Consider the following 26,651-nt stretch of genomic DNA (forward strand, 5'->3'; position numbering starts at 1 on the left):
GAGGCTTTTAAAATGATATCGGCTAAAATAATTTGAATATGACCGTCGTTTGCTAAAGTCGAAGGTCTTTTTTAATTTTCATTCCCTGAGGTGAATTTTTTAAACGTTCAGATAATTTATTATAGGGTACGCTAGGTTCGTTCTCGTCATAATATTCTGGCATCTTAAGTAAGATTACATTAGCTCTTAATAAGGTTATAGCTAGGGGAGAATCAGGGTAGACATCTAAGAAGATTTTCAAATCTCTTGTTCGAGTAGCTTGGTTGAATTTTGAAATTTGAGTGTTAAATTCTCCACCTTCTACAACTGAAGTTTTAGCATCACTATTGACGAAAATCTTCGCATCCTCAATTGCGATCATTTTTGGCCTTTGGAGACCTTCCCATTTTTTTATTAACTCTTCATAATCACTCACTGAATCTTTATCGAAATAAAGGAAACAAACTTCTATTTCCAGAGGCTTAGCAACGGTAAAATTAAATTTGCCGTCATTTATTCTGGTAATTAAGTTTTTCTTTGTTTCCGGATTACTTATATGAGCAAATTCATAGTCAGTTTTTTCTTTAAAAGATCCGGATATCTTACAATTTAGAACTTGTGCATTCAAGTCATATATTGTTAAAGTTAAGATGAAAATTATCAGTTTCTTAAGCATGTTACGAAGTGATTGGTCTTTATCTATTACAATTTATTTACTCTGTTCCGTTAAGTATATAATTGATTGGTGATTAATGATTAAATTTAAGGTGGCATGAGGTTAATGGATTGTATTTTATCTTACATAGCTTCTTTTGCCTTTGTTGGCAAAACTCTCTACCGCTTAATCCTTTAATTTATAAGCCTGGAAATTAATATACAAAAAAGTGTTTTTTAATGGGGTCCATTCACTTTCGCTTTTCTCTCGGAAAAAACTTTTTTTAAAGGGTGATGGATATGATGGGACAAGGAGTAAGGTTTTATTTACATCGTCATCCTTTAGTTTGGCATCAAGCAATTGTACTGAAACTGCAACTTTTTTATAATTTTTTAGCACAATATTGTAGTCTTCCAAATCAATTTTTTTCCATCCCCTGGTTTCAGATGTTTCAAAAATGATATCCTTAGTCGGAATGATTTTATCCGGCAGATCATTCTTTACAGAATATAAGTTTATACGGTATTTAAGATTAGCAAAATTATTTCTAATCAACAAAAAGTCAACTTCCTTTAACAATATTTGATTGTTAATATCTAAAATTGTAGCCTGTTCAAGTCCACTAACATCACTGGTTCTTGGAACCCTCATATAAGCTTTGGGGGTTAGGTATATGGATGCAGGGGTACGTCCATAGGTCTCTATCGTTTGTTTAGAGGCTTTTATGGATACTTCATTTAATAGTACAGATGAGGCTTCCATGGTTATTGCCCATGGGGAATCCTTTAGTTCGGAAATGGTCTTTCCAAGGGTATGGTATCCCACCCTCATAAAAATTACACTATCAGAGGGTGCTACCGTATTATCCAAAAGTAATTTAAATTTGCCAGTAGAGTCGGCTACAGTACCCAACGCTTTTCCCTTAATTCCTATTGATACATAAGGTATACCCGAACGACTGCCTATATCAACTATTGTTCCGTATCTATTACTTATTTGGGCATGCGAGATAAATGGTAGGATATATAGAAATGTTAGGGCTCTTAAAAAAAATCTGAGTTGCATTCGCATGGTCAACGTTGTGATTTCGGAGGTTAATGCAAGGCTAATGATCAAGACCTACATGTTATTTTGAATATAGTAAAAATTACCATGCTCCGTTAATTAATTTTTCAAAGAGGGCAATTATTTTGGGGCAAAGATTTCCTTAAACTGTAAATCATATAGCTTTAATTCAATATACCTTTTAACCATCCATGAAATTTACTGATCTTTTTTTAATATAATCCAAGGTTTTGAATTTGGTGTATTTTGAGGTGGGTTCGTTGCAAAAATCTTAAAATTAGCGTTAGCTCTTGTAAGCAATTCAGATTGACGAGCGTTTTCGAAGTCTCCACTTGACCTTGGAAACTCTATCATTTTGATAATTTTATTTTCTTCGAAAAACACAATTTGATTAATGTCTTCACGAATATCAATACGGGAATGCTTAATGGGGTTCAAACTGATATGATGAGTTTTTTCAACACGACTAATATTTGTATACGGAGGAAGGATAAGCAGTTTATCCCATTTAAAGTTTATTAGCTTTCCAAGTTCAATCTTTCCCCCGATATTTCTTGACACTTCCTTTTCTAAAAGCAATACTATATGATGATCATTATTTACCCTATTACAACTTGTTGCTAAAAAGAAACCTGAAATAAGGACTGTAAGCGTAAACCGTGAGGAACTTTTAATCATATCGATACAATTCTATTAATCAGACATTTACCCATCAGCATATATTAAAGACTTTATTTATGGGTTTTTGTTACAAAATATCTTACGTGGGTTCTCATGTAAAGCATTTTTTCTCTAGTCAACTCATATCTGACGTGTTTAAACCTTATCCGAATGGTCTTGTATACTTCTTCTAATCAGCATAACTTTTAGATCAAAATACTTTCGGAGAATTTGATTGATGCAACGTATTTCATAAAAGTGCAGCTTGTCATCAATTACACAAACTACCTTTGATTTGGAAATATAACTGCTAAGCTGCCAGCCCGATAAAGATCTGTGAATTTGGGCTCCAACACTATCCTATTGTAGAAAAACTTGTAAGCCTAACTTTAAGTGTTTAGCTTAGTAATACTAAAAAACAAACGCTTTCATGATCAAATGTTATTACCTGTTGTTATTGATCATTATATTAAATGTTGCAAGTTCTGCTGGTCAGCAACCCACGCTTGCAGATGGTATTGAATCTAATCATCACAAAGATTTAAGTTTAAAACTGGAGCGGTTTCTTCAGGAGCACCCGAAAGAGAAAGTTCATGTCCACTTTGATAAAACAATCTACGCGATTGGCGATACCGTTTGGTATAAAATTTATCTTGTTAATGGCTACAATAACCAGTTATCTGCTTTAAGTAAGCTCGTGCATGTTGAAATCGCAAGCGGTGAAGGCCAAAGTCAAAAATTACGGCTTCCGGTAAATTCCGGTATGGCAAACGGACATTTGGTTTTAAGCCCTCAAAAGTTTAAGCAAGGAAGCTATCCATTTAATGTTCATACCCGTTTGATGGAGCATGGCGCTCAGAAGATTTATACTTTTAATTTAAATATTGGCATAAAAGAAAATGCAAATTTGCCAACTGCTTCCAGTGAGGTTGCTTCACTTCAATTCTATCCTGAAGGTGGCACGTTGGTTGCCGGGCTGAGGTCGAAAGTCGTGGTCAAAAGCCAGGATGCCCGGGGTAATCCTATACCGGCAAATGGCTATGTGATAGACGAAGGAAATTATAAAGTTGCCGAGTTCGCGACTGGAGAATCCGGGATGGGCATGTTTGCATTATCGCCCAAACAGCAAGGAAAATACAGCGCAGTTTTAGAAAAAAGAGTTGCAAACAGGCGCTTTGAACTGCCAAAAGTAAAGGATAAGGGCTATATACTGGCTGTAAACAGCACTAATGAAGATACTTTAACGGTAAGGATATCCAAAACGATGACAGGCCAGGATGAAGTGCGAGTGGTTTTTCAAGCCAATGGAAATATATACCATGTTACACCCCTATCGATTGTCTCAGGATCATCAGCACTCAAAATCCCAAAAGCTTTACTGCCTTCGGGTTTGAATGAGGTAGCCCTTTTTTCAATGGAGAATACTTTGCTTGCGAACCGGTTTTTATTTGTACCAGAAAAGAAATCATCGAAGCCATTATTCCTGGATCGAAATGAATATGGTACCCGTGAACCCGTTAAAATCAAGCTCAACATATCTGATGACACGGGTGCCGGGCTTGTAGGAGGCTATTCTATTGCTGTAGCCAAAGTAAATGAACCCCTCGAGGAAAACAACAGTCGACGGTCAATCTGGTCAAGCCTGATTCTCAATGAAACAAATAAAGACCAAAGCATTGATTTTGATCCTCAGGCGCAAACGGGAAAAGCTGCGCTCGACATGCATCTCATTACACAAAGGTTGGGTTCCTTTTCCTGGGATGAAATATTTACAGACAACCAACCCCCGTCCCAATTTACAGCAGAACGAAGCTTATCCATTGGCGGAAAGGTACTGAAAACAGATGGCATGCCGATGGCTGGCGCAAAACTGAGCCTTTTTGCGGCAAAAAATATGATGCTGATTGATACTTTTGCCAATGAAAATGGCATCTTCAAATTTGAAAACTTCAGCGTTTTAGATAGTACGGAGGTAGTGATCAGGGTAACCAACCTGGGCAATGAAAAAAATGTTCAGATTATATTGGAAGAGGAAGTAGGTAGCATTGAAGATGAAGCCACTTATTTACCAAACGCGAACGGAACCAAAGCAGCAAAAAGCGAAGGATCAAATCAAAACCAACCTCATCCTATCCAATCAAAAGAGAAAGTTAATAAATTAAAAACAGTTGAAATTGCCGCCAAACGTCGACCCGTCATTCCTGGTTCGGTTTATCCTTTCGCGGCTGCACCTCCAGATTATACCATAGAAGCTGAAGAGCTGCACAAGATAATCAGTTTGACAGATTATCTCAGAAGCAGGTTTGCTGGGGTCAGGATAATTAATAATAAAGTTATCGGCACATGCCAAGGAAAAGAAGGCCCAATGTTTATTTTATTAAATGGTCAAAATATCGAGGATTTATCTTTCATCGATCCAAGATCGCTAACTGGGGTACAAATTATCAAAGGTGGTGTGACAGCAGCGGGCATGGCAAACCAATTTGGCGAAAGTTTGTATGGTCAGGGAGTATGCTTTGGCATAATCTTTCTTACCTCCAATCATCATAATCCAAACTTCGCAAAGGTTACTGAGCAAACTACGGGTATCATTCGAAAAAAGATTCCAGGTTTTGCTGCTCCTAAAGCTTTTTCTAGTCCTAACTATGCGATTAAGAAAGACGACATTGCCAAAGATCTTCGTGATCCTTTATTTTGGAAACCTGATATCATTACAGACAAAGAAGGCATGGCAACAGTAGACTTTTATACTGCTGATGAAAAAGGCAGGTATCAGGTGACGTTAGAGGGGATTGGCATCAATGGTCAAATTACGCGGGAAGTGGCATTTTTTACTGTAAAGTAGACGAGGTATAGCTTTAAAAACTATTGAGAAGCGTAAATCCTGATTTTATTTATTTGAAAGATCATGTAAAGGATGTAATCACTGGCATATAAAACTCTTGTATCCATAATCCTAAGTCAAACCCAGTATACGATCGTTATCAATTTAGTCAACGAAACCTTTATCAGGAAAGTAAAATCAATAATACGCTGTCATTAAGTGATTGCTTTCGTATGGATTCAAAACAGAGAAAAGCAAGTCTGTTAGCAGAAATACACGTTTAAATTGGTGTAGATATATTTTTGATCTTCCGTCGCTTGATTGCACCCCTGAATGCCCTGAGTCTTTGCTCAGTGATGAGTTAATTGAAATTGTGTGGATTTTCTGTAAATTTAGGGCAATTAAAAAGTAATCATGGCCAAGATATTAGTAGTTGAAAACGACGCCGGAAATGCTAACGTGCTGCATTTGGAATTAACAGAACAATTGCATCGGGTGAAAACAATTAATGATGCCGCCTTATTAGAGAAGATGATTGATCAATTCCATCCGGAACTTATTGTAATGGATATTTTGCTCGATCAATGTGATGGAAGACAGCTTTGTTTTGATTTGAAGAGATCAATTAAGACTGCGCACATTCCGATATTACTCATTACTGCTATGTTAGAATCCCAAATATATACTATTCCGATTGTTGCTGATAAAGTGATGCTAAAACCATTCGATTATGATGAGCTCGCTCGGACAGTTAATAGTCTTCTGCCTACATCATAAATTTTGCCCCATCAGTTTTTTCCTATTTATTGTTTATCAATAATTATTTCAGGCATTAGGTTTTTGACTCATGCAGGTAGCAACCATCCCTATACTATGCTTTAGGGCAGATTGGAATGGATTACGAACCTTTGCTTTTACCCTTAATAAGGCCTTTGCTTGTCATGATAAACATCAATGCCAGCGTATAAAAATATTTTATCCAAATAAAAATTTTTTGAACGCAAATCATTATTGAAATGCAAAACACTTTATTGTTATTTAAAAGTTTGAATTTTCATCAATGGTTCAACATTAAGCATTGATAGAAAAATGGGAACGATTGATTTTGATTTAAGACCACGACCACAATTTGGCCTAACTTATCAAAACTATGGCTTTTACTTGGCATATTCAGTTGGAACAAAAAACTATCAGGATGGGATCGTTGGTAACCCAAACCATCAGGTAAATGCAAATTATTTAAGGTTTGGCATCAATTATAAGTTAAAGTAGCAGGAGGGGTTACGCTATTTTGCTTTTCACATGCTCCAGGAAGGCGGTATCTGTAAATCATTTACTAAGTATAAACCATTAGAAGTTTTAAGTGAATATTAAATCATTAAAATTGACATCATCACCGATCTATGTTGATAGACATAAAAAGCGAATGAAATTATAAACCCCAACTAATTTAGGTTAAGAGATACTTTGCAGAGCAGGTTCAAATTCTGTTAGTTGCTAAACTATCCTTTCGAACAAAGTGGGGTAAAGATTGACAAATCCGCTGTCGTCAACATCAAGGTCTGCTTCAAAATCTTTTGGAATGTTTTCGTAGTGATAATTAAGGTCAGAATTTTTGCTGTACTTTTGTTTTACTGCTTCAATTGACCCTTTAAGAATATCAACATACATCACTTCGATTATCTTTTTTTGATGAGCACTAAAATGCAGATGATTGATTGGTAGTGTATTGGTGAAGGGTGTCAATGAAATATCCATAAAGTCGAAGTTTCGGAATAGCGGCTTCATTTCTCCGTTTATTGACCAATCACTATTAATTTTTTCTCCCACTATCCTTTTTTTATTGTTATTGACCTCAAACTCTACTTTAAAACTGGTTAATGTCCAATCTTTCGCAATAACCAATGAATAATCTACCCAATAGAATTTATCTTCAAAAGTTCCTATAATTGTTGACTTCACCGTGAAGTTCTGATGCGTTTCAGACAACTGGAAATATTCAAGAGCCTTATAGTAAATTCCTTTCCAAATGATTGTTTTCATAGTATTGATTGCTATCGAATGAAATTGATTTTGCGTTTTTAGATTCGGCCGGAACCACGCTAGCCTGCTGGTCTAAATGTTACTGTAACGATTTTTGAAAATAAACACAGATTCTCCAACTGTTGTTTGACCAATAGCGCTGAATCAGGTTCTATCGAAACTTTAATTGGGTTACTAATCAATCAGCCTTAGAGCTGCCTTTTAAAACCCTTATAAGCGCAGGAGCCCCTCCCGAATTGTTAGCAATAATATAACCTTGCAATCGCCATTTCTTTATACCTTCGCATTTCATTTTAAAAGATCTGAATAGTGCATACCCTAAGACATTTAAAAAAATGACATTTAAAAACATCCTTATCTATTCGGGGTTCGTTGGAATCCTGTCGCTATCGGCTTGTTCAAAAAAAACAGCGGTTGAAGAAGAAACACCTGTCACGCCACCAAAAGCACCTACGGCCTATGCCATTACTGAAACGTTCGAATCGGGTACGAAAGGAGCCTATGCTTTAGACAGTGTTCAGCTGTTAACCGGAAAATGGACCATGAGTGATGCCCTTATCGGCAACCTTGCTGCAGATGCTAAAAATGGTGCAAAATCTGTCAGGTTGAGAACAGGCTACCTGTCTATGAATTTTGACGTAGCGGGTGCGAAAATGATCTATGTGTCTCATGCCAAATACGGCACAGACGCGAATTCTACCTGGCAGCTTCTGGCCTCCACGGATGGTGGTAAAACCTATGCTCAGCTCGGTTCAGATATTGGCGAAACCAGTACGACTTTAGTAACCGATTCGTTCAAAGTGAGCAGCACCGGTAAAATCCGTTTCCAGATTAAGAAGGCAGGCACCACCAGGATCAACATCGATGACATTATTTTCAAGGGCGCTGGCGATCCGGGTATTACGGTAGGTGCACCAGATACCGATCCTGTGGATAATGGAAACTCCACCAATCCAACACCCGGAAGAGGAACACCCGAAGCAGGTGCAGATGCGCCCCCGGCAGGTGGAGACAATTCAAATCTATTATTTGGCAATCCTTCAGGTGCGATGGCGACAGTGGTTTCAGCGGAGAACTACCTGATCGATCAGAAATATTATGTAGAAAGTTACAGCATGACCCGTGGCATTCCAAACTGGGTAAGCTGGCACTTAGATCCAAATAACTTCAATGGTGCCGCAAGCAGAAAAGATGATTTCGCTGCATTCACCGGCCTGCCAGCCAACTGGTACCAGGTGCAAAGCAACAGCTATTCAGGCTCAGGTTTCGATAGGGGGCACAATTGTCCGAGTGGCGACCGTACCAGTTCCAGTACCGCTAACTCAGCAACTTTTCTAATGACCAATATGATCCCTCAGGCTCCAAACAACAACCAGAAAACCTGGGAGTCTTTCGAAAGTTACCTTCGTGGCCAGGCATTGAACGGTTATGAGGTTTATGTGATCATGGGCAGTTATGGTACCGGTGGCATTGGTTCAGCGAGTGCATCGGTAGTGAATAGCATTAACAATGGAAAAGTAACGGTTCCGGCAAACGTTTGGAAGGTGGCGGTACTTTTAAAAACAGGCGATAACGATTTAAGCCGGGTGACATCTTCCACGCGGGTAATTGCCATCAATACACCTAACATTAACAGCACCAGTGCGAGCTGGAAAGATTATATTGTTTCCGTTCGCGACATTGAAGCTGCAACAGGTTACAACCTGCTCTCCAACTTATCACAAAACATCCAGGACGTGGTAGAGAAGGTGAAAGATAGTGGGAACTAATCAACCTATTGAACGGAATTAATTGATCCGAGTAACAATAACTAATAAATATAAAAATGGGGGAATGTCAAAAGCTTCCCCCATTTTTATTAGTACTTCCTGAAGGAAATTTGAATAAGGGCTACGCCTTTTTATTGTCTTTGACGGTAAGAAAGGTTGAGTCGAATCTTCCATTTAACCAAGCACTTTGCCAAAATTATAATCCCGTAAGAACAAATCGAAGTTGAATGCGCTAACTGGGGATGTAGGCTAAAATATACCAACTCTATAAATAAGGCGAATATAAATGGGTCTTGAATGTTTACGCATCGAGAGCTAATTGTTTGGGTTTGTCTATCTCCTGTACAATGCAAGGTACTTTTGAAGCCCTTGGCGCGCCTGGTGGATATGAGTTTTTACTGTTCCTAGTGGTATATCCAGCTGCTCAGCTATTTCTTCGTATTTATATCCTTCAAAATAGAGCTGAAAAGGAATGCTGTATTCCGGTTTAATTGACGCCATCGCTCTATTGATATCTTCCATAGCAAAAGTAGAATTGGCGGTATTTGTGGCGGCGCTTTTAGTCAGGTTGGCATCACTGATTTCATCATCTGTAGTGATGAGTTTTTTTGTTTTTGCAGCTTTTCTGAATTCGTTGATGAAGGTATTTTTCATAATCACATAAAGCCAGCCACGAAGGTTTGTGCCTCGATCAAAGTTATTGCAAAACCTCATTCCTTTGATTAACGTTTCTTGAACTAAATCCTTGGCATCGTCTTCATCATTGGTGAACTTCAATGCATGATCGTATAAATGTTTGGAGTATTTACTAATCATATGTGAGAATTCTGATTGATCCATGGCTAGTAGATTTAAGGTTTTATTTGAACGAATAAGTTCAATAATGGTTTGGCATCATTTGAAAAAACAGTATAACTATCGGATTTACTACAGATGAAAAATAAGATGGAATGATTAAAGTCCACTCTCAGTATGGGGTTTGCTGAAATGGGATGATCTACACTTACCAGTCTACTCCTGGATCTTTAAAAGCTTATTCAAAAGAGTTTTTCAGTGAGAATCGATATGGATCTCAAATCTATTTAACCGTAGGATCACGCGGGATGAGCCCAACTGAAAAAAGAAAGCGTGATATTAAACTGAAGACCTGATTATTAAGATGGTAAGAATGAGCCTGTCATAGTACGGAATACGAAGAGGTCCTCCGTATCCATTAGAGATTTAAGAAAATAACACCACAGATGCCAAATTAATAGATAATCTTTAAGTAAATAACCGCTATAAACTAACGGGTCGGTGATAACTTGATACCAATGAACGAAACCAGGCCAATTGTTACGCCTTCAAATATACCTGCTTTGAATGGTGACATGGTATTACAATAAGAATATTTGGGGTTTGTTTGGAGTCATTCTATAACTTCATAGCGCATCAGCTTATAAAGACTTTTGCATTTTGCAGATCCATTACACTGTTCTTTTAGCTCTGTTTTTGTGATCGTCCTTTTCACAAAGGGGGCATACAAGCCGATCAAACAAGTAAAAACCGTGACTAAGGATATGGAAATAAATATATAAAAAACCGGATAGTTTGAAATTTTTAGTTTCATCCGGCAAAAATAAAAAAGTTAATAAAACTACCAACCTGTATCAGGTTCGATCTAACAGGAAACGCAACCGGAATAAACATCCACCTCATCCAGCGCTTCACTAATTACTTAGTTTGGTTGAGGTTTTAGAAAAAGATGCTTTGTCTACCTGGAGACTTAAATGGCTACATGAAGTTAACTGTGATTTGTTTAGCGCATTACAGTAACTACATGTAGCTGAAAAAGGCTATATAACAGGTAACATGTTGTGTTTATTTTTGAATCCCCAAGTTGTATTTAAACATTAGTATATCATGCCTCAAAAATTTTTATTTCTCACGGTGTTTTTAATCTATTATACAGTGCAATCATTTGCAAGTCAAATACTTTTAATTGGATCGGATTCTAGGGAGCAAGGCAAGCGAGGAAATGCAGATGTAATAATGGTCATAACCGTTAAAGAAAATGAAATAAAGCTCACATCAATTTTGAGAGACACTTATGTCTACATCAAAGGATATGGCAATGGAAAATTAAATGCAACGTATCGACTGGGGGGAAAAGATTTATTGCTGAGCACTATCAATGCAAATTTTAAAACAAATCTATCTCAGACTATAATAACAGACTTTCGTAATACAGCAGACGTAATCGATAAATTTGGCGGAGTGAATTTGCACATTGATAAGGGTATCCATCAATATGTTAATCGTTATATCGATGAGCAAGCATCATTGAAAGGAATATCACTTTTGCCGTTGACGAGAACTGGGAACATAAAAATGACTGGTGACCAGGCACTAGCATACGCGAGGGTAAGAGTTGCCGGAACCATGTATAATGATCAATCAAGAGTTGAAAGACAAAAAGATGTGATCAAAGCAGTATTAAATTTTGCTATGCAACATAAAACCCAGGCAGCGAGATATTTTTATGATTTATGGTCATTGATTGATACAGATATTAGTATTTCGGTTTTCTGGGATATTTGCAAGACATTTTTAAACAAACCCAAAATACCAAAATCCCAAATTTTTCCAAACTATCAGGCCTACACTAATGAAAGGATTCCAAATGTCGGGTTGGTTTTAAAATTAAAAGATTTTAGGAAAGCTTCAGTTGAATTGAATAGTATGATAAACTAGTGCAACCAAATGCTGATCATGCTACCCAGAAACGTATCGCATTTAATTCAAATTACAGTCTGGGCCATTCCTTTACAAATAACCATTACAGAATACAGCTCGACCTTATCGATCTTTCCATCACCAGTTAATCCATATTGTAGATGTATTTAAATGGTAATTTGTTAGACCCAGTATTTTGAAGACAATGTCATGCGTACATCCTAATTAATTTGTCTCCCTGTAAATACCAGATTAGTGGAAACCACCGCTTGACTTGAAAGAGCGAAGTGGAATGATATTAACTGTCTATTTAATAAGTATTTACCACCAGATAGTTTGTGATGTCAGCTATTTATCTGGACAAAAAACAAGCGATTAAAAACATCCGTCTTTAACCGCCCTTCATTCATTAATTAACATGCCGTTCATGACGGCGGCGTAAAAATAACTCACTGGGATAATTTTTGTTCGTAAAAAAAAGATAGAATAGTTGTTCAACCGCTTTGGCCTGGTAAGTGAGTTGTAAATATCCCCTGTTAAGTTAATAACAGGGGATTGACTTTCATCGCGAAAGAATGAGACTCGTCATCCATTGATTCTCAAGACAGCATTGTCTGTTGCAATATTATATAATATTGGCAGTAAAACCAATACTCATACATAAGTATATTAAGTATATACCTTGCCACATCCATGGCAAGGTACAACACCACTAGTAAATGTCATCCCACTAGTTTAAGGTTATAGTAAATGTAGTGAAGATGTTGTAAGTATAAATACCCTATAAAAAAATGAATGAGATTGATGACTAAGTATCCGAAGGGCATGTAATCATCCATTGAGCTGATAAAATAAACTGGGGAGTTCCAGCATCCATTTCTAACCGCCATTACGCAATCTGAATGCAGTGCCTGCATTCAGCAAACAAATAACGCAAAATGAAAACTTTTTCTGTTAAAAAAAAGCCATCTTAAGACAGCCCACCTTATTATTAATCAAACGAAAATTCTATTAAGAAAGGGCCACCAAGAATGGTAACCCTTAGATGATCGATAAACTAAACAAATTTTATGATCAACGTTTCAAAGTTATGTTATTTACTTTGATGTATCAATTTAAATAATTGTGATATTTTGAAGCGCAAAAATGTTAACCGGCATTACTTATGCTTCCTTGAGGTATAAAACTGTGCATCAAATTCAGCAATGTTTTGTTCACGTGATATCTTAGCCAATGGGACAATGCCTGATACTTAGGTTGTTTGATGTAATTTGCAATAGCATTTGTGATGATGCTTCGGCTGCCTTTGGATATTTTTATAATCCCTTTGGATGATGAGGGCCTGCTGCGCCGCATAATTCACTTCATTTGGACCTTTCAAATCTACGTTAGCATTATCACGACCATCTTATTTTTTAATCGTCCATAAGCAATAAAGCATGTTGGAATGTATGATTATTTTAGTAGGTTCTTCTGGATCCCAAATATCGAATGGAAGTCTTGCGTTAAACCATCAACGATTACAAAATCTTAACGTTCAACAAGGTCGACCCTAGGAGGTTGGGTTGAATTGATGTTTGCCAGTTAATAGTCAAATCCTATTTGCCACCATATATGCTGCCGGATAAGGATGGGTAAGAGGTGAATTTTCATAGTAATACCAAGCACACAGGATGAGCGAGCCGTACCTAGTAGCTAAGCTATTGCTCGATGCTTGGTTACCCTAACGTAAGGAATCAATGTAACTATTTCATAAACAAGTTCGTAAAAGCTATTCACAAGACAATGGTATACACTTTGGTTTTTCCGTAGATTTGTGATTATGCCAGAACTCCCAGACTTAGCCGTAATGGCGAAAAACCTAATGAAAAAACTTGAAGGCAAAATTGTCAAATCTCTGGAACTTCACATATCCAGAAAAACATTGGCTACTGAAGAAGAATTGTTTGGTGCGCTTGTAGCTCAGAAAGTGAAGTCAGTTACCAGAGAAGGAAAGGAGTTGCGAATTAAGATTGGCAATATGATGCTCGGTCTCCATTTGATGTTGCATGGCGAGTTGAGGATAGTCGATGGAGATCCGCCGAAGTTTCCAATCTTCCATTTAAATTTTGGGAAGGAATCGCTTTACCTTACTGATTTTCAAACTCAGGCTCGCCCCATATTAAATCCACAGGAATCGACAGTGCCGGATGCATTGGACATGACGCAAAGGCAATTTGCTGAGTTGCTAATCAAGAAAAAGAGCGATATAAAAACCGTATTGCTCGACCAAAAGTCAATAAGAGGTATTGGCAACGCTTATGCTGATGAAATCCTTTATGATGCTTGTATCGCTCCACATTCGGTAGCCAACAAAGTGCCAGCAAATAAATTGTATAGGTCAATGATTGATGTATTGCAGGACGCGATTGATAAAATCAGTAAGGCCAACCCTGACTACATCACTGGTGAGAACCGGGAGTTTATGAAAATTCATTTACCTAAAACAGATCAGACGAGAAATGGAGAGACGATAATTGTCGATAATAAAGGGAGCAGGAAATCGTATTACGTTGCGGGCCAGAAGGAGTACAGGTAATAACAGCTACAGAAGTAAGACAACTTGATGAGTGGTTCAAAAATGGGTGACGTCCAGGTATGCCAGTGTTTTTAAATACCGCAGTATAAGTAACTAATTAGGATCTATTATGGAATTTAGTTTCATGCTGTTAAGCTTTAAATCAGATGCAAAAAAGCCTTTTCATTTTGTACCTTTAGCAAATGAAGCTAAAAATTGAGAATGATATTTAAATTAGTTCACTTCATATTGTCCATCAATTTTGGACAGAAGATCTTCAAGATCGTATGGTTTTGGAACAAATCCGTCAAAGTACTTGAATAATGGATTTCTAAATTCACTTTCATCACTTACAGCAGCAGAAAATAACAAGATTTTAATGTTATCATATTTAAGTTCAAGCTTTATTTCTTCGCAAAGCTTTCTTCCGTTTGCATTTCCTATACTATAATCCATCAGAATTATATCAGGCCCAAATTTGTAAATCAATTGAAACAGCGAATCTACTTCATTCGTTACGACAACTTCATGGCCGCTCATTTCTAATGCCAACGTGGTCGCTTCTGAGATTGCCTCATCATCTTCTACAATTATTATTCTTTTCATAAGTCGATGCAAAGATAAGATTATTTAGCCTATGGGGGGCGTTAAGGTTTACCACCCTAAATCCAATAGGTAATTCTAGTTTTATACTAAGCAAATTCCCACAGGTTGTAATATAAGTAAATAACGAATAAAACTTAGCGAATTACAGAACATATTTTGTCACACTTAAAGAAAGGATCGTAGCACAAAGAAAGCGAGTGCAGCGGGAGTAAATCCGTTTAGGAAAACATTTGAGGCTGTTGTTACTCATGTGGGAAAAAATATTAATGGAGATTCGGGTGAAACCACTATTGCTACAAATCCTGATTTTTAATGAACTGATTCTTTTTTAAAATCGCTCATCAGATGAGCAGGAAATAGTAAAAGCAAAGAAGATTGCAGAAGAAGTGAAAAAATCCTACAATCACAGTCGAGTCTGTCAGACGATAAAGGGTTGATAGCCTTCCAAACTCGCGATTGGAAGTGCTTTAAGATCTTTTGGGGTCACGGTTTGCTTTCAGCCTGCCGATCAATATGTAATCTTGTTTTAAAGGTGTTTTATCATCTCTTATTACTGATTTCTGTCAGTCAAAAATACGCATTGTACATCTGGTAATTCAACTTGTCCAATTTCTAAAATAGCGGTTTTTAGGGAAATAGGTATGAATTTAGATCGTTCAATGGATGTTGTCGCTTCTCATCTCTTTCTTGACTACTTTTTAATGTATTTGGATCTAAACAAATATGGATTTTTTTGTTCATAATGCAGGATAACAATAAGTTGCAGAATTAATTATGAAGAAGCGGATATGTGTGTTGGAGGATAATGAGGGAATAATGGATGTTCTGCATTTTCTTTTTACTGATGAAAATTATGATGTATTTGGTTATAGCTGCGTTGAAGCTATGCTGCCAGAAATGTACAATCTCAATGTTGACATATTTCTTTTGGACATCATGCTGCCTGATGGAAGTGGCTTAACGGTATGTGATTTATTGAAGACGAATAAGTTCACCAGACATTTACCTGTTGTAATGATGAGCGCTGCAAGAAGTTCTGCTGATGTTCAAAGTGCATGTATGGCCGATGATTTTGTAGCAAAACCATTCGATGTAAATGACCTTTTAATTAAAGTAAATGCTCAAATTCTAAGATAAATACGGGTTTTAAAAATAGGGCAGATGATAGGATGAAAAGAACCTTCCCGAATAATAAGAAACTTTGATAAATCAAAATAGATTCAAATAATTATCGTAGCTATGCCGCCCAATTTTGAGTAGCACAATAAATCCTGCGAAGTTTAACCACTGCATTTCTAAGAGAGGTCTTCACGCTGCCTAAAGGAATTTCCAGTTCTTGAGCAACTTCTGTATGGGTGTATCCCTGAAAATAAATCAGGTCAACAATTTTCTTTTGTTTTGGCGACAGAGATGCCACAATTTTTTTCATGCCTATCGTATCGGTATTCATGCTTTGAGTGAAGCAGTTTTCAATTTCATTGCATACACTTTCAAGCTCGTAGGTGTATTTTTGATTTTGCGACGAGCGCTTTCTGATGTGATCAATTGCGCCGTTTCTGGCAATATTCAAAATCCATGTGAAAAGCCTGGATTTATTTGGATCATAACGAGAAATGTTTTGGCTGATCTTCGTAAAACAATCCTGCAAAAGATCTTCTGCAGTTTCCTTCTGTTTAACGATCTGTGTCAGGACCCCCAACAGGTTAGAGGCATACATGTTGTAAAGCTGGTTGAAAGCGGACACCTCACCGAGCTTCAAGCCCGTGATGAGTTCCCGTTCGGCCTTGGATACAGATGGGTTAAGAAAAATAATATTGGGAGCAGGGGACATGAAATGCTAATTTCCCTTTTAACAATATACAACAATATTATGTTTGGAATATTCCTGTGAGCTATGCGCTATCCACAAAACCGCTTCGGGAACCTTTAATACTGATAGTCATATTTTTGTTTTCCAATGACACAATCCATAAATGTGATGCTAAGTTTTGAAATCGTACTGGATTTACATTAATGCTAATATACAGTCTTTGCATATGCTGTTCTAGATGGTAAAATCTGATACATTATCAAGGAGTATCAATTTTGTAAAAATGTTTTTTAACTTAGGATAATGCTAAATTTGATTACACCCTATTTCACAAAGATGGAATAGTTCATTTAAACCAAATATATCTTGATGTCTTCCCTAAATAAAATATTGCTTTCTACAGTTGCTTTAATTCTTTTGACAACACATGTTTTTGCTGTCAAGCCGGCCTATTATTATCAGATTAAGATCTATCATTTTAAAACTGCTGCGCAGGAAAATACAATTGATGCTTATTTAAAATCGGCCTATCTGCCGGCTTTGCACCGCTCAGGCATTAAGGATGTCGGTGTTTTTAAGCCGATCCTTCAGGATACTTCAGACAGGGTTATCTATGTATTTATACCGCTTAAAAAGCTGATTGATTTGGATAAAACCCAAGTTTCGATGAGCAAAGATGGAGCTTATGTTGAAAGTGGAAAACCGTATCTGGAGGCACCATATAACGATGCACCGTATACCCGTATCGAATCTATCTTACTGAAGGCTTTCGCTGCGATGCCGGAATATGCGCTTCCAAAACTTACTACGCCTAAAAATGAACGGGTTTATGAATTAAGAAGTTATGAAGCTTCGACCGAAGATCTTTCTCTTAACAAAATTGGAATGTTTAATGATTATGAAGTCGACATTTTTTCAAAGTTGAATTTTAACGCTGTTTTTTACGGGCAGGTCATTTCAGGAAGTAAAATGCCCAACTTAATGTATTTAACGACATTCAACAATAAGGCGGATCGGGATAGTCACTGGGCGGCTTTTGGTCCTGAATACAAAAAAATTAGTGGTCTGCCACAGTATCAGCATAACGTTTCAAAAAATGTAACCTTGTTCTTGTATCCCGCCGATTATTCTGATATTTAAGTTTTATGATAATGGTTTATCTTTCCTGCAGTAATAAGTTAACCTGCATTTAGTCAGTTTTTTCAAATAGCAAAAAATGCTGTAGGGGTAGAAAAGTGCCATTTTTGACGAGCTTAAAGCCATTAGCCGAGAGTTCTTTTTTGACTTGTGTGACGCTCATTTTGTGTTCAGGTTTGATGGCTACCGCGGGATCTTCCGCTTTATATTCTAGCAATAGTAGCTGGCCATTGGGCTTGAGTGCTTTTTTTAATGCACTCAGGTATGCTGCAGGATATTGCAGTTCATGATAAACATCCACCATGAAGGCCAAATCTATGGAGTTGGCTGGTAAATTTGGTGATTGTTCGTTACCTTTTATCACTGTTACATTGGCATAGCGGTCATCGGATGCCTTTTTTTTGAGAAAGGTGATTGCCTCATCCTGGATTTCTACCGCATATATTTTTCCTTTTGGAATCCGCTGCGCAACCCTAAAAGTGTAAAAGCCGGATCCCGCACCAATGTCTGCTACAATGCTGTTATTTTTCAGCGGCAGGGAAACCACCGCCAAATTGGTGTTTTCTTCTTTTACCCGGCTGTTCCGCTCTAGCCATTCCACTCCCTCAAAGCTCATCACATGGGCAATCTCTCTACCCATATAAACTTTGCCGGTTCCGTTTGCCGAGGGTTTTTTAAAAGTGTATGTAGACTGTTCCTGTGCAACGGTGATCTGAACAGCTGTTAAAAGGTAAATTGAAAAAAGAAGAGATGATAGTTTCATAGTGATAGGCATATTAGGAGCAACAAAAAGCAAGGCATCAAAGTTTAAGAATGTTGCTGATTCAACTCCACAATGATGGAATGGTTTTTAGTAGGCAATCTTATGGCTTATTTGTGGGTGTTGTGGGGTCGGATTTGACTATTATATGTATTTAAAGTGGATACAAGCCAGGTACAGACATTCGTTTGATTTATTGATTATTTAATAAGTTTCAGCAGTTTCAGCTGAAGCATTTAATCATTTTTCATGCTCAGACGGAAAGGAATGCATCCGTTGGAAGGTGGAATAATCCTACTTTCCGACTGATTGATGCAGCGTCAGGCTGGATCATCTTTTGGATTCTCAAATTTGGCTTCCTTTGTGGAGGTATTACTTTTCGTGTCCTTGCCAGCTGCGGCTGGTTTAGCTTTCTGTTGCGCATCTGGTTTTGGACGATCTTCTGATTTCTTGGTTTTTTTTTGAGTAGACATAGGTATGTTTTTTAGTTCGTCTATTTGTCAATTTGCTACTTAAGCTTTTGCAGCATCACTTCCTTTGCTTTGTTTCTGCTTTTCAGCTTCGTCAGATGTGGGATTAAGTGACTGGTCACTGTCTGCATCACTGCCACTGATTTGTTCATCAAGATCACTTATGGTGTCATCCACCTCATTGCTATCGTAGTTTTTTGCAGGATTGTTAGCGACACCTTCATGAAATTCCTTAAGTTCCTGAATTATTTCTTCTTTTGATTTATTATTTTCCATATCAGTTATCTTTTCTGTATTAGTTAGACATAAATGACTCAAAAAGGTTTGTTAAAAACCTAATACTGTTGACATGATCAGTTTGTAGGACAGGACTTTAAAGAAATTTAGATGCGCCTTCATGCAAAGATAGCCATGAGAGTGATTCTGGTTAGGGAGTGATGCTTTCTGATTCAATTGTAGGGTAAGTCCGCTCTGATTCCTATTCGCAAAAAGTTCGGCCACTACGAAGTTTCAACCATTTTTTTTATGTTTGGATTCTGAATGAATACTGACAAACAATTTCCGGATGCGGGGTTTAGCCTTGAGCTGATTATCCAGGCCCTTTCCTATTCTCCCGAAGCTACAGCCATTTACTCCAGTGAAGATATGATCATCCATTTTGCGAATGAAGGCATGCTGGGGGTCTGGGGCAAAACTGCCGCGGTGATAGGCAAACCTTTAATGGAGGCGCTGCCTGAACTTGAGGACCAGCCTTTTTTTGCACTGCTGCAGAAGGTATGGCATTCAGGTGAAACCTATTCAGTAAAGGATGCACCGGTCCGGGTTTTGAAGAATGGCATATCCACATTGGATTTTTACGACTACGAATACAGGGCACTTCGGGATGAGAAGGGCAAAACCTGGTGTATTTTAAATACCGCCCGAAAAGTCACTTCAAGAAGGGAGTATTTGCAGAAAATTCAGCATAAAGAAGAAAATGAGCAGGCGCTGATTGAAGAGATGGCCACTACGATGGAAGAACTTAGTTCGACTAATGAGGATTTGAACAGGTCATTAAAATTGTTAGGGGAGAGCCGCGAGCATGTGAAAACGATTATCGAACAAGCTCCGGTAGGCATCGCCGTACTTGAAGGACCGGAGCATATTATTGAAATCGCTAATCCGGCGATTCTTAAAATTTGGGGGCGTAAACTTTCTGAAGTGAAGGGGCTCCCGCACGCTGTTGCCCGCCCCGAGCTGATTGGACAACCTGTCAACAGATGGCTAACGGAAGTGTTTGAGACAGGCAAAAGACGTAAAAACGATGAATTTCTGGTGAGGTTACTAGATAAGGATGGTTTACGTGAGGCTATTGTCAATTCGATTTACCAACCTGTATTTTCCTCAGATGGAAAAGTTACGGGAGTTTTGGTCATCCTGGATGAGATCACCCAGCAGGTATTGGATCGCCGTGCCAGTGAAAAAGATCAACAGATGCTTACCATGGCTACCGTCGCCGGCGAACTGGCTACATTCTACTATGAACCGGAGACCAACCAATTTTCAGGCAACGATCTTTTAAAATCCTGGTTTGGTCTGTCTGGCGAAAACAATATGGAGTTGGAGACTGCTGTTTCTGCTATTTTCGAGGAAGACAGAGTGCGGGTAGCAGAAGCCATCACACAATCTTTCAATAGCAGTGACGGGCATTATTTTATTGAATACCGTATTTATCATCCGGGTGACCCCAAAGGCAGGCTAGTCCAGGCAATCGGAAAGGTGTTTTATAATCACAATGGAAAAGCCACTTTGAACGGCACTTTGAGGGATATCACTGAGCAGAAAAAGGATGAACAGCGCAAAGATGACTTTATGGGCATGGTTAGCCATGAGCTGAAAACCCCGTTAACCTCCCTGAATGCCTACCTCCAACTGATGCAGCATACCGCAATGCTCACAGGTAATACCACACAGCAAAATATTATTGAAAAGTCGACCAGGCAGGTACGTAATATGACAGCTATGATTAACAGTTTTCTAAATATCTCACGTCTCGATTCGGGAAGAATGCTTGTTAACAAAACGCCTTTTGATCTGGGATTATTAATGAAGGAGCTTGAAGAAGAAACGCTTTCCATCATTCACACTCACCAGATTTTTTTCGAAAAGGTAGAATCCGTAGAGCTAAACGCGGACAGGGAAAAAATCGCACAGGTGCTCCACAATCTGATAGGCAATGCGGTTAAATATTCCCCTATGAATACCGCTATAACCATATCATCCTCCAGCATCATCAATGAAAGGGTGAGCATCACGGTTGAGGATAAGGGAATGGGCATTAGTGAAGCAGACCAGGAGCAGATATTTGAACGGTACTATAGGATCAAAAACCCACAGCTTGGGTCTATCGCTGGCTTTGGCATCGGTCTTTACTTATGCAAAGAGATTGCTGAGCTTCATCAGGGACGAATTATTGTGGAAAGCACGATCAATAAAGGATCTGCATTTACACTGGAACTTCCTTTGTGATCATCTGGCTGATCTTGAACAAAAACAGTTGTGTTTGGATGCTAAAGAAATTGTAGACGCTTAAATCGGTTGTAGTTGTACCAAGATTTGATTTCGTCTGGCTGATCCTAAGTTGGTTAATATACTGAAGTATTTGCTGATAACTACCGTACGAAGTATGCACTGTTTGGTTTAGATAATTCCTAAATGGCGCCTAACACGGCAGAATTGATTGATTCAATAAAAATGTCATTCTCAGGTGACTAGCATGTATGTGCACATCTCCTCAGTTTTTTGCCAACAAATTGTGGATAGAAAATATTGATCACTTTCCGAGGGATTCCTAATTTCGTACACCAAACATGATGATAGCACTCGATTACCACTTCAAGGATATTTATGGAAACTTCCGCCACTTTATACTTTTTCAGAACCCGGGTGATGACCTGTGGTGTGTGCGTGATGAAAATGTATTGCTCGCCCGTTTTTCCAGGCTAAATGGGGTATGGCGGCAATTGTCGGGTGAAGTGTTGCCAAACGGTTTCATCCAGGCAGCAGGTACTTTTATTCAACAATATCATTATGATTCAGTTCCGCTTCGGATCAAGGAACGCTGGCCAGGTATCATCAGTACGGTGGAAAAGAAATCAGATAATGAAATCTCCGTTGTTTGCAAACCTCAGGTGAACCTGAGAACCTTCCAATCTATTTTCTGTAAGCATGTGAAGCTGATTTTCCAACAGGATATTGCTATGAATTTAACGGTGTACAGTTATAATTTCGCGGAAGACTTCACTTATAAGCTTGAAGTGAAAGCAAAGAAGGAACTGCGTTCGGTGTAAAAGTCAGCTGATTTTAAGTTTGCTTTATCCAGACAAATTTTTCGTGTTCGCAAATATGAGTATGCTTTTCTGAGTATGCCAAAGACATATTTTCCTCATATAATAGCGGGTCCATCACATCTTGATCAGTTCAGGAAAGTTGACCAGCAACCATTATCGTTTTGTTGCTAAAATTTTGTATTTAACGTTCACTTCTGACACTACACATAGCTTAGCTGTGTTTAACATTTGGGAGTATCACACAGCCTTCTTCATGATCTCCAACCGCTTCATATTCTCCAGCGACAAAGAAAAGTCCACCAAGTGCAGCACTTATAGCATCAATCTCATCATGGCTGATCCGGGCTTTGGAAAATGCGCCCTTCAGACCCATCTCAGCAAGCCCTGTTACCAATTGCTTAAGATCTTTCTGTTTCCTGGGAAGACCAAGTATGTCCTGAACGCCGCCTGGAAAGCTTTCTATCACTTGATAGCCCAATATCCTGAACTCGCCTGCTAAGTTAATGCCTCTTAAGGTAAGCTTTTGCATACTTTGGATCAATGGCGGATAAGATCTGATTCCTTTTTTTAACATCTCACGTTCACAAGCCCTTGTGATCCCATAAATCTGCCTTCCAGGATCATCATCATAGACTGAAATCCGACCTCTTGGCAGTGAGAGGGGAGAGTCAATCGCAATAATTCCAGGATTCATCTTTACAGTTTCTTCAATCAGCTCATCATTCTTGAAGATTTTTCTCGTACTCACATCTCCATTCTGAATGACTGCCCATCCTGAAGCTTTATTTTCTGATCCTGTTAAATCAATCCCAACAACTGCCGAGTTGTTTAATTTAATGAGTCTTTCCAGAATTGCTTTATTATCTGTAACCAAAGTGCCAATCGAAATTTATAGATTGTTTGTGACGGTAAATATAACATAAAAAAGTCCTCAGATTTCAAAACTACTGATCGATGCTACCCAGCACTCGTATTGTTAACATCAGGCTGAGAATATTGGATTTCCAACAATTCCGCAGATAGCTTTTTCTTTTTTAAAGGTTTAATTAATCATATAATCCTGAATATTAAAATATCCGAGTTCATATTGAGTTCATTTACAGTTCAATATAGCCCAATATAGTTCAAAAATTTTCAATCATTCAATTCGTGAATAGGTTTGTGTCGAGACACTTAGTTAGCTGATTTCGCTGCTAGTTAGATATAGGCCTATCGGAGGTAATAGCACAAGCTGCTTTAACCGTGGTCAATTGGATCTTTGACATTTGGGAATGAAGCATTATTCTGCGAGGAGCGGAAAATCCTGTGAAGTTGAGATGATATCAATATATGAAAGCGCAGGGGCAGGCGACGGCCCGGTCTGTATGGACTGATGTGTGCGGTTAGTTAAGGCGGATAATTAATGAGCGGTCACATTTGTTTGGACTTAGGTCTGGCTGAGTTGAATACAGGCGTGTTGCCGGAATAACGCATATAAAATTTTCAACGAAACGGATAAAAAGGCCGTGAATTTCGGGCGCTCCGCTTGCTGCGTGCGCATAATGATCGAGGCTTCGCCTTGATCACCCTCCGGGACTTATAGCACTTCGCGTGCTTTGCACCCGTTTTTCCGGACTTTCTTTTTTTCCGTTTTTTCTTTTGAAAAGATTTTTTGGGAAAGGGAAAGGAACTAAAAAAATGTAAAACTTAATTTTTTAACGATGGAAATCACAGGAAGATTGACCGCTGATGCAGTGGTTAGAACAGTAAGCGAAGACAGAAAGGTTGTAGGCTTTTCTATTGCAATCAATGACACATTTCGTTCTGGCGGGGAGCAAAAGAAGATCACCACTTTTATTGACTGCTCATATTGGCTGAATACGGGGATTGCGGAGTACCTGAAAAAAGGAGGTTGGGTGCAGCTTTACGGGCGTATCGGTGTGAACGCCTACATGAGTGGGAATAATGAAGCCAAAGCGTCGCTCACGTTTCACACTTCGGAAATTAAGTTATTGGGCGGTACTGCCCGTAGTGGAGAGCTGCCGAACGTGGTGGCGAAGGAAGTGGAAACGATTGCTGCAGCACAAGCTAATTCAACTTTTAAAGGCATTGATGAGGATCTGCCATTTTAACTTTTAACTGATTCTTTAATTTTTAGACGATACGATTATGGCACACAATTTAGCTTATAACCAAAGAACAGACAGACACAGCTTTTTCTCGGTACGGGAAAAAGCATGGCATGGATTGGGAACTATTGTGGAAGACTATCCAACGGCAGCAGAAGCGCTGCAATTTGCGGGGCTTGACTATTCAGTGGAGAAACGCCCCCTGTTTACTGTCGATAGTGCAAACCTGCGCTTGCTTAATGAACCCGATCCCGATGCGATTTTGTTCGGGGCTTCTTCTGACATTCCCGTTTCTAATTACTTTGCCACGGTGCGCACTGATTCCGACACGGTTTTGGGGGTAGTGGGCAAGGATTACGGCGTGGTGCAGAACCGTGATGCTTTCACTTTTTTTGATAGCATTGTTGGCGGTGGCGAGGGCATCCTGTATGAAACAGCAGGTGCTTTGGGCAAAGGCGAACGGATTTTTATCACGGCAAAGCTTCCTTCTTATATCAAAGTGGGAAAGGATGATCTCATTGAACAATATTTATTCCTGACTACTTCACATGATGGATTTGGCAGTATTACCGCTGCTTTTACGCCTGTGAGGATCGTTTGTAACAATACTTTGAACGCTGCATTGCGTTCTTCTACAAGTTCCATACGAATCCGCCATTCTTCGGGCGCAGGCGAAAGATTGAAACAAGCCCATACACTTATGGGTATTTCGGGGAGGATCGGAGATGAAGTGCAGCAGATTTTCAATCATTGGGCAAAGGTGCGCATCAGTGATACTGAAGTGAAAAAATTAGTGCAGTTGGCAATGGCACCAAATAAGGAAGTATTGGATAAGCTGCGCAATGGTACAGTTGATGAAACCTCAAGCGCGTATAAAAATATGGTGGATGATGTGTTTGATTACGCTATGAACGATGCTTCACAATTGCTTGATACCACCAAAGGCACTTTGTTTGGGGCATACAATGCGGTGACGGGTTATTTTCAGAACATGCGCAAGTTTAAAGACAATGAAGCTAAATTCAAATCCATCATTGAAGGGACAGCCAAGCAGAGGGGACAGGTAGCTTTTGATCTTTGTTTAGACCTAGGCACAAACGATAACATTTCTTTTCAGTTCAACTAATTCACAAGGGGCGGTCATGCCGCCCCATAAATAAAACATCATGAGTATATTGGCCGAAACCACCGAAAGAAAAGCTTTACAGGAAATCTCCAGATCACTCCGTTTTTTTTCCAATTTAGACTTCCTTCAAATGTCGGGAGGGGATGCCGTGCGTATCAGACACGCCGAGCATATTATTAAAAGCATTATTGAAAATAACGGATATGAGGTGCGAACTTCTAAGCGAAGGGGAACTTATTTAATCAAACAAAGACGATGAGAACTAATTTTTTTCAAGCATTACAGCGTTTGCATGATGCAGGCGCATGGGTAATCAACGTGAACTTTTCCTCAGGAAATGAACTGATCGTTTCTGTGGTATTGAAATCGCAGGATAGGGATAGTCTTAAAAATAATCAATTACCTCCAATGGTTTTTAAAGGCACAGCGCAGGAGATTGACGAGGGGATTCTCGACGGCTTAATTCAACCTGTTGCGGAAACTAGGTCGCTGTTTGTCAATATTTCCGCCTACAACAAGGGGCTTGAAGAAGCAAAGTCAAAAATAGTCGTTAAACCCAAAGCCGAAAAGCAAACTGTGAATACAGAAAAGCTAAAGCCTGCGGAAATGATTTCTAATAAGCCAAAGTTTGAGGATATTCTGAAAGAAATAAATGTACTCAATGCAGCCTGTAAATATGCAGAAGCTGTAGTTATGATTCCCGCTGTAGAAGATTATCCCGATAAAAAGGCAGAGATTGAAAAACTCAGGATTGACCTGGAGTGGAGATTGAAACAACTAACCTTATTGTAGAAATAACGACATTTATTATGTTAACAGCTAGCGTATTACCAAGAGTATTTAGTTTTAAGGACAGAGATAATGAGGTCAGGCTTTCTGATCCTTCCAACAAAATGACTCCCGAAGAAGTCATGAACTTTTATTCGGGTACATACCCCATCCTGACCACAGCTAAGATTGAAGGCCCGGAGATTAAGGGGGATGAAATAGAATATAGATTTATTACCACTCTTGGAACGAAGGGATAATCATGAAAGG

The 26,651-nt window shown here is 38.6% G+C and carries 25 protein-coding genes; 14 read left to right on the forward strand and 11 right to left on the reverse strand.

Translation table 11 applies throughout. The annotated features are described in order from the left end of the window. Nucleotides 1-52: 52 nt before the first annotated feature. From EA772_RS16085 to EA772_RS16095, 3 genes are all read right to left on the reverse strand, one after another. On the reverse strand, nt 53-655 hold the full coding sequence (locus tag EA772_RS16085) for a hypothetical protein (RefSeq protein ID WP_124914101.1): 603 nt from the start codon (nt 653-655) through the stop codon (nt 53-55). A gap of 165 nt (nt 656-820) precedes the next feature. Continuing rightward, nucleotides 821-1,699, reverse strand: coding sequence for a carboxypeptidase-like regulatory domain-containing protein (locus EA772_RS16090; protein WP_168187581.1), 879 nt, complete (start codon nt 1,697-1,699; stop codon nt 821-823). Nucleotides 1,700-1,897: 198 nt separating this feature from the next. Further along, nucleotides 1,898-2,377, reverse strand: a complete 480-nt coding sequence (locus EA772_RS16095) for a hypothetical protein (RefSeq protein WP_124914103.1) — start codon at nt 2,375-2,377, stop codon at nt 1,898-1,900. Between the two features lie 439 nt (nt 2,378-2,816). Here EA772_RS16095 and EA772_RS16100 point away from each other — a divergent pair, with 439 nt between their 5' ends. The 3 genes from EA772_RS16100 to EA772_RS16110 all read left to right on the forward strand — a co-directional run bounded on the left by EA772_RS16100 (nt 2,817) and on the right by EA772_RS16110 (nt 6,455). Further along, nucleotides 2,817-5,204, forward strand: a complete 2,388-nt coding sequence (locus tag EA772_RS16100; RefSeq protein WP_246833964.1) for a carboxypeptidase regulatory-like domain-containing protein — start codon at nt 2,817-2,819, stop codon at nt 5,202-5,204. Nucleotides 5,205-5,597: 393 nt separating this feature from the next. After that, entirely contained in the window at nt 5,598-5,960 is a 363-nt protein-coding gene (locus EA772_RS16105) for a response regulator transcription factor (protein ID WP_124910851.1), read from the forward strand. Nucleotides 5,961-6,272: 312 nt separating this feature from the next. Continuing rightward, nucleotides 6,273-6,455, forward strand: coding sequence for a hypothetical protein (locus EA772_RS16110; RefSeq protein WP_124914105.1), 183 nt, complete (start codon nt 6,273-6,275; stop codon nt 6,453-6,455). 225 nt (nt 6,456-6,680) lie between these two features. Here the strand turns inward: EA772_RS16110 and EA772_RS16115 are convergent, their stop codons facing one another. Next, a complete protein-coding gene (locus EA772_RS16115) occupies nt 6,681-7,226 on the reverse strand; it encodes a putative glycolipid-binding domain-containing protein (protein ID WP_124914106.1) in 546 nt (181 codons plus the stop codon). A 335-nt stretch (nt 7,227-7,561) separates the two neighbouring features. Here EA772_RS16115 and EA772_RS16120 point away from each other — a divergent pair, with 335 nt between their 5' ends. After that, nucleotides 7,562-8,995, forward strand: a complete 1,434-nt coding sequence (locus EA772_RS16120; RefSeq protein WP_246833965.1) for a DNA/RNA non-specific endonuclease — start codon at nt 7,562-7,564, stop codon at nt 8,993-8,995. A gap of 333 nt (nt 8,996-9,328) precedes the next feature. On the opposite strand, the gene EA772_RS16125 is transcribed toward EA772_RS16120, so the two are convergent. Beyond that, a complete protein-coding gene (locus tag EA772_RS16125) occupies nt 9,329-9,835 on the reverse strand; it encodes an RNA polymerase sigma factor (RefSeq protein WP_124914107.1) in 507 nt (168 codons plus the stop codon). A 1,062-nt stretch (nt 9,836-10,897) separates the two neighbouring features. On the opposite strand from EA772_RS16125, the gene EA772_RS16130 reads away from it, so the two are divergent. Both EA772_RS16130 and EA772_RS16135 read left to right on the forward strand, forming a co-directional pair. Continuing rightward, complete coding sequence (locus EA772_RS16130) at nt 10,898-11,728, forward strand: LCP family protein (protein ID WP_124914108.1); 831 nt, start codon at nt 10,898-10,900, stop codon at nt 11,726-11,728. Between the two features lie 1,804 nt (nt 11,729-13,532). Then, nucleotides 13,533-14,288 carry a DNA-formamidopyrimidine glycosylase family protein gene (locus EA772_RS16135; protein ID WP_124914109.1) on the forward strand — a complete coding sequence of 252 codons (756 nt, stop codon included), beginning with the start codon at nt 13,533-13,535 and terminating at the stop codon, nt 14,286-14,288. A gap of 213 nt (nt 14,289-14,501) precedes the next feature. Here EA772_RS16135 and EA772_RS16140 read toward each other — a convergent pair whose 3' ends face one another. Beyond that, nucleotides 14,502-14,873: a response regulator gene (locus tag EA772_RS16140; RefSeq protein WP_124914110.1), complete on the reverse strand. Its 372-nt coding sequence runs from the start codon at nt 14,871-14,873 to the stop codon at nt 14,502-14,504. Between the two features lie 774 nt (nt 14,874-15,647). Here EA772_RS16140 and EA772_RS16145 point away from each other — a divergent pair. Then, nucleotides 15,648-16,010 (forward strand): response regulator transcription factor, encoded by a 363-nt coding sequence (locus EA772_RS16145; protein ID WP_124914111.1) that lies wholly within the window; start codon nt 15,648-15,650, stop codon nt 16,008-16,010. A 100-nt stretch (nt 16,011-16,110) separates the two neighbouring features. Here EA772_RS16145 and EA772_RS16150 read toward each other — a convergent pair whose 3' ends face one another. Then, the gene (locus tag EA772_RS16150) at nt 16,111-16,704 is read right to left on the reverse strand and encodes an RNA polymerase sigma factor (protein ID WP_124914112.1); all 594 of its coding nucleotides are present in this window, start codon (nt 16,702-16,704) and stop codon (nt 16,111-16,113) included. Between the two features lie 348 nt (nt 16,705-17,052). On the opposite strand from EA772_RS16150, the gene EA772_RS16155 reads away from it, so the two are divergent. Next, the gene (locus EA772_RS16155) at nt 17,053-17,823 is read left to right on the forward strand and encodes an NIPSNAP family protein (RefSeq protein WP_124914113.1); all 771 of its coding nucleotides are present in this window, start codon (nt 17,053-17,055) and stop codon (nt 17,821-17,823) included. 49 nt (nt 17,824-17,872) lie between these two features. On the opposite strand, the gene EA772_RS16160 is transcribed toward EA772_RS16155, so the two are convergent. From EA772_RS16160 to EA772_RS16165, 3 genes are all read right to left on the reverse strand, one after another. Next, nucleotides 17,873-18,583, reverse strand: coding sequence for a class I SAM-dependent methyltransferase (locus EA772_RS16160; protein ID WP_124914114.1), 711 nt, complete (start codon nt 18,581-18,583; stop codon nt 17,873-17,875). 317 nt (nt 18,584-18,900) lie between these two features. Further along, nucleotides 18,901-19,053, reverse strand: a complete 153-nt coding sequence (locus EA772_RS22130) for a hypothetical protein (RefSeq protein WP_158549862.1) — start codon at nt 19,051-19,053, stop codon at nt 18,901-18,903. A gap of 39 nt (nt 19,054-19,092) precedes the next feature. Continuing rightward, nucleotides 19,093-19,326 carry a hypothetical protein gene (locus EA772_RS16165; protein WP_124914115.1) on the reverse strand — a complete coding sequence of 78 codons (234 nt, stop codon included), beginning with the start codon at nt 19,324-19,326 and terminating at the stop codon, nt 19,093-19,095. A gap of 264 nt (nt 19,327-19,590) precedes the next feature. Here EA772_RS16165 and EA772_RS16170 point away from each other — a divergent pair, with 264 nt between their 5' ends. Next, nucleotides 19,591-21,558 (forward strand): ATP-binding protein, encoded by a 1,968-nt coding sequence (locus tag EA772_RS16170; RefSeq protein WP_124914116.1) that lies wholly within the window; start codon nt 19,591-19,593, stop codon nt 21,556-21,558. 341 nt (nt 21,559-21,899) lie between these two features. After that, nucleotides 21,900-22,379 carry a hypothetical protein gene (locus EA772_RS16175; protein ID WP_124914117.1) on the forward strand — a complete coding sequence of 160 codons (480 nt, stop codon included), beginning with the start codon at nt 21,900-21,902 and terminating at the stop codon, nt 22,377-22,379. A gap of 211 nt (nt 22,380-22,590) precedes the next feature. Here EA772_RS16175 and EA772_RS16180 read toward each other — a convergent pair whose 3' ends face one another. Further along, nucleotides 22,591-23,253: a DUF429 domain-containing protein gene (locus EA772_RS16180; RefSeq protein WP_168187582.1), complete on the reverse strand. Its 663-nt coding sequence runs from the start codon at nt 23,251-23,253 to the stop codon at nt 22,591-22,593. An 826-nt stretch (nt 23,254-24,079) separates the two neighbouring features. Here EA772_RS16180 and EA772_RS16185 point away from each other — a divergent pair. The 4 genes from EA772_RS16185 (at nt 24,080) to EA772_RS16200 (ending at nt 26,641) form a co-directional block, all read left to right on the forward strand. Continuing rightward, nucleotides 24,080-24,490: a single-stranded DNA-binding protein gene (locus tag EA772_RS16185; protein ID WP_124914119.1), complete on the forward strand. Its 411-nt coding sequence runs from the start codon at nt 24,080-24,082 to the stop codon at nt 24,488-24,490. A 37-nt stretch (nt 24,491-24,527) separates the two neighbouring features. After that, a complete protein-coding gene (locus EA772_RS16190) occupies nt 24,528-25,613 on the forward strand; it encodes a DUF932 domain-containing protein (protein ID WP_124914120.1) in 1,086 nt (361 codons plus the stop codon). Nucleotides 25,614-25,868: 255 nt separating this feature from the next. Beyond that, a complete protein-coding gene (locus EA772_RS16195) occupies nt 25,869-26,405 on the forward strand; it encodes a PRTRC system protein E (RefSeq protein ID WP_124914121.1) in 537 nt (178 codons plus the stop codon). 17 nt (nt 26,406-26,422) lie between these two features. Beyond that, on the forward strand, nt 26,423-26,641 hold the full coding sequence (locus tag EA772_RS16200) for a PRTRC system protein C (RefSeq protein ID WP_124914122.1): 219 nt from the start codon (nt 26,423-26,425) through the stop codon (nt 26,639-26,641). The last annotated feature ends 10 nt before the right edge of the window (nt 26,642-26,651 follow it).

The organism is Pedobacter sp. G11 (assembly GCF_003860265.1).
GTDB lineage: Bacteria > Bacteroidota > Bacteroidia > Sphingobacteriales > Sphingobacteriaceae > Pedobacter > Pedobacter agri.

Bases quoted from the DNA above. Each gene is read 5' to 3' on its own strand.
- EA772_RS16190 (WP_124914120.1), top strand. From the start codon at position 24,528: ATGGCACACAATTTAGCTTATAACCAAAGAACAGACAGACACAGCTTT.
- EA772_RS16165 (WP_124914115.1), bottom strand. From the start codon at position 19,326: ATGGAAAATAATAAATCAAAAGAAGAAATAATTCAGGAACTTAAGGAA.
- EA772_RS16090 (WP_168187581.1), bottom strand. From the start codon at position 1,699: ATGCAACTCAGATTTTTTTTAAGAGCCCTAACATTTCTATATATCCTA.
- EA772_RS16085 (WP_124914101.1), bottom strand. From the start codon at position 655: ATGCTTAAGAAACTGATAATTTTCATCTTAACTTTAACAATATATGAC.
- EA772_RS16105 (WP_124910851.1), top strand. From the start codon at position 5,598: ATGGCCAAGATATTAGTAGTTGAAAACGACGCCGGAAATGCTAACGTG.
- EA772_RS16110 (WP_124914105.1), top strand. From the start codon at position 6,273: ATGGGAACGATTGATTTTGATTTAAGACCACGACCACAATTTGGCCTA.
- EA772_RS16130 (WP_124914108.1), top strand. From the start codon at position 10,898: ATGCCTCAAAAATTTTTATTTCTCACGGTGTTTTTAATCTATTATACA.
- EA772_RS16150 (WP_124914112.1), bottom strand. From the start codon at position 16,704: ATGTCCCCTGCTCCCAATATTATTTTTCTTAACCCATCTGTATCCAAG.
- EA772_RS16145 (WP_124914111.1), top strand. From the start codon at position 15,648: ATGAAGAAGCGGATATGTGTGTTGGAGGATAATGAGGGAATAATGGAT.
- EA772_RS16200 (WP_124914122.1), top strand. From the start codon at position 26,423: ATGTTAACAGCTAGCGTATTACCAAGAGTATTTAGTTTTAAGGACAGA.
- EA772_RS16115 (WP_124914106.1), bottom strand. From the start codon at position 7,226: ATGAAAACAATCATTTGGAAAGGAATTTACTATAAGGCTCTTGAATAT.
- EA772_RS16175 (WP_124914117.1), top strand. From the start codon at position 21,900: ATGATGATAGCACTCGATTACCACTTCAAGGATATTTATGGAAACTTC.
- EA772_RS16120 (WP_246833965.1), top strand. From the start codon at position 7,562: ATGACATTTAAAAACATCCTTATCTATTCGGGGTTCGTTGGAATCCTG.
- EA772_RS16095 (WP_124914103.1), bottom strand. From the start codon at position 2,377: ATGATTAAAAGTTCCTCACGGTTTACGCTTACAGTCCTTATTTCAGGT.
- EA772_RS16195 (WP_124914121.1), top strand. From the start codon at position 25,869: ATGAGAACTAATTTTTTTCAAGCATTACAGCGTTTGCATGATGCAGGC.
- EA772_RS22130 (WP_158549862.1), bottom strand. From the start codon at position 19,053: ATGTCTACTCAAAAAAAAACCAAGAAATCAGAAGATCGTCCAAAACCA.
- EA772_RS16185 (WP_124914119.1), top strand. From the start codon at position 24,080: ATGGAAATCACAGGAAGATTGACCGCTGATGCAGTGGTTAGAACAGTA.
- EA772_RS16160 (WP_124914114.1), bottom strand. From the start codon at position 18,583: ATGAAACTATCATCTCTTCTTTTTTCAATTTACCTTTTAACAGCTGTT.
- EA772_RS16170 (WP_124914116.1), top strand. From the start codon at position 19,591: ATGAATACTGACAAACAATTTCCGGATGCGGGGTTTAGCCTTGAGCTG.
- EA772_RS16140 (WP_124914110.1), bottom strand. From the start codon at position 14,873: ATGAAAAGAATAATAATTGTAGAAGATGATGAGGCAATCTCAGAAGCG.
- EA772_RS16155 (WP_124914113.1), top strand. From the start codon at position 17,053: ATGTCTTCCCTAAATAAAATATTGCTTTCTACAGTTGCTTTAATTCTT.
- EA772_RS16135 (WP_124914109.1), top strand. From the start codon at position 13,533: ATGCCAGAACTCCCAGACTTAGCCGTAATGGCGAAAAACCTAATGAAA.
- EA772_RS16125 (WP_124914107.1), bottom strand. From the start codon at position 9,835: ATGGATCAATCAGAATTCTCACATATGATTAGTAAATACTCCAAACAT.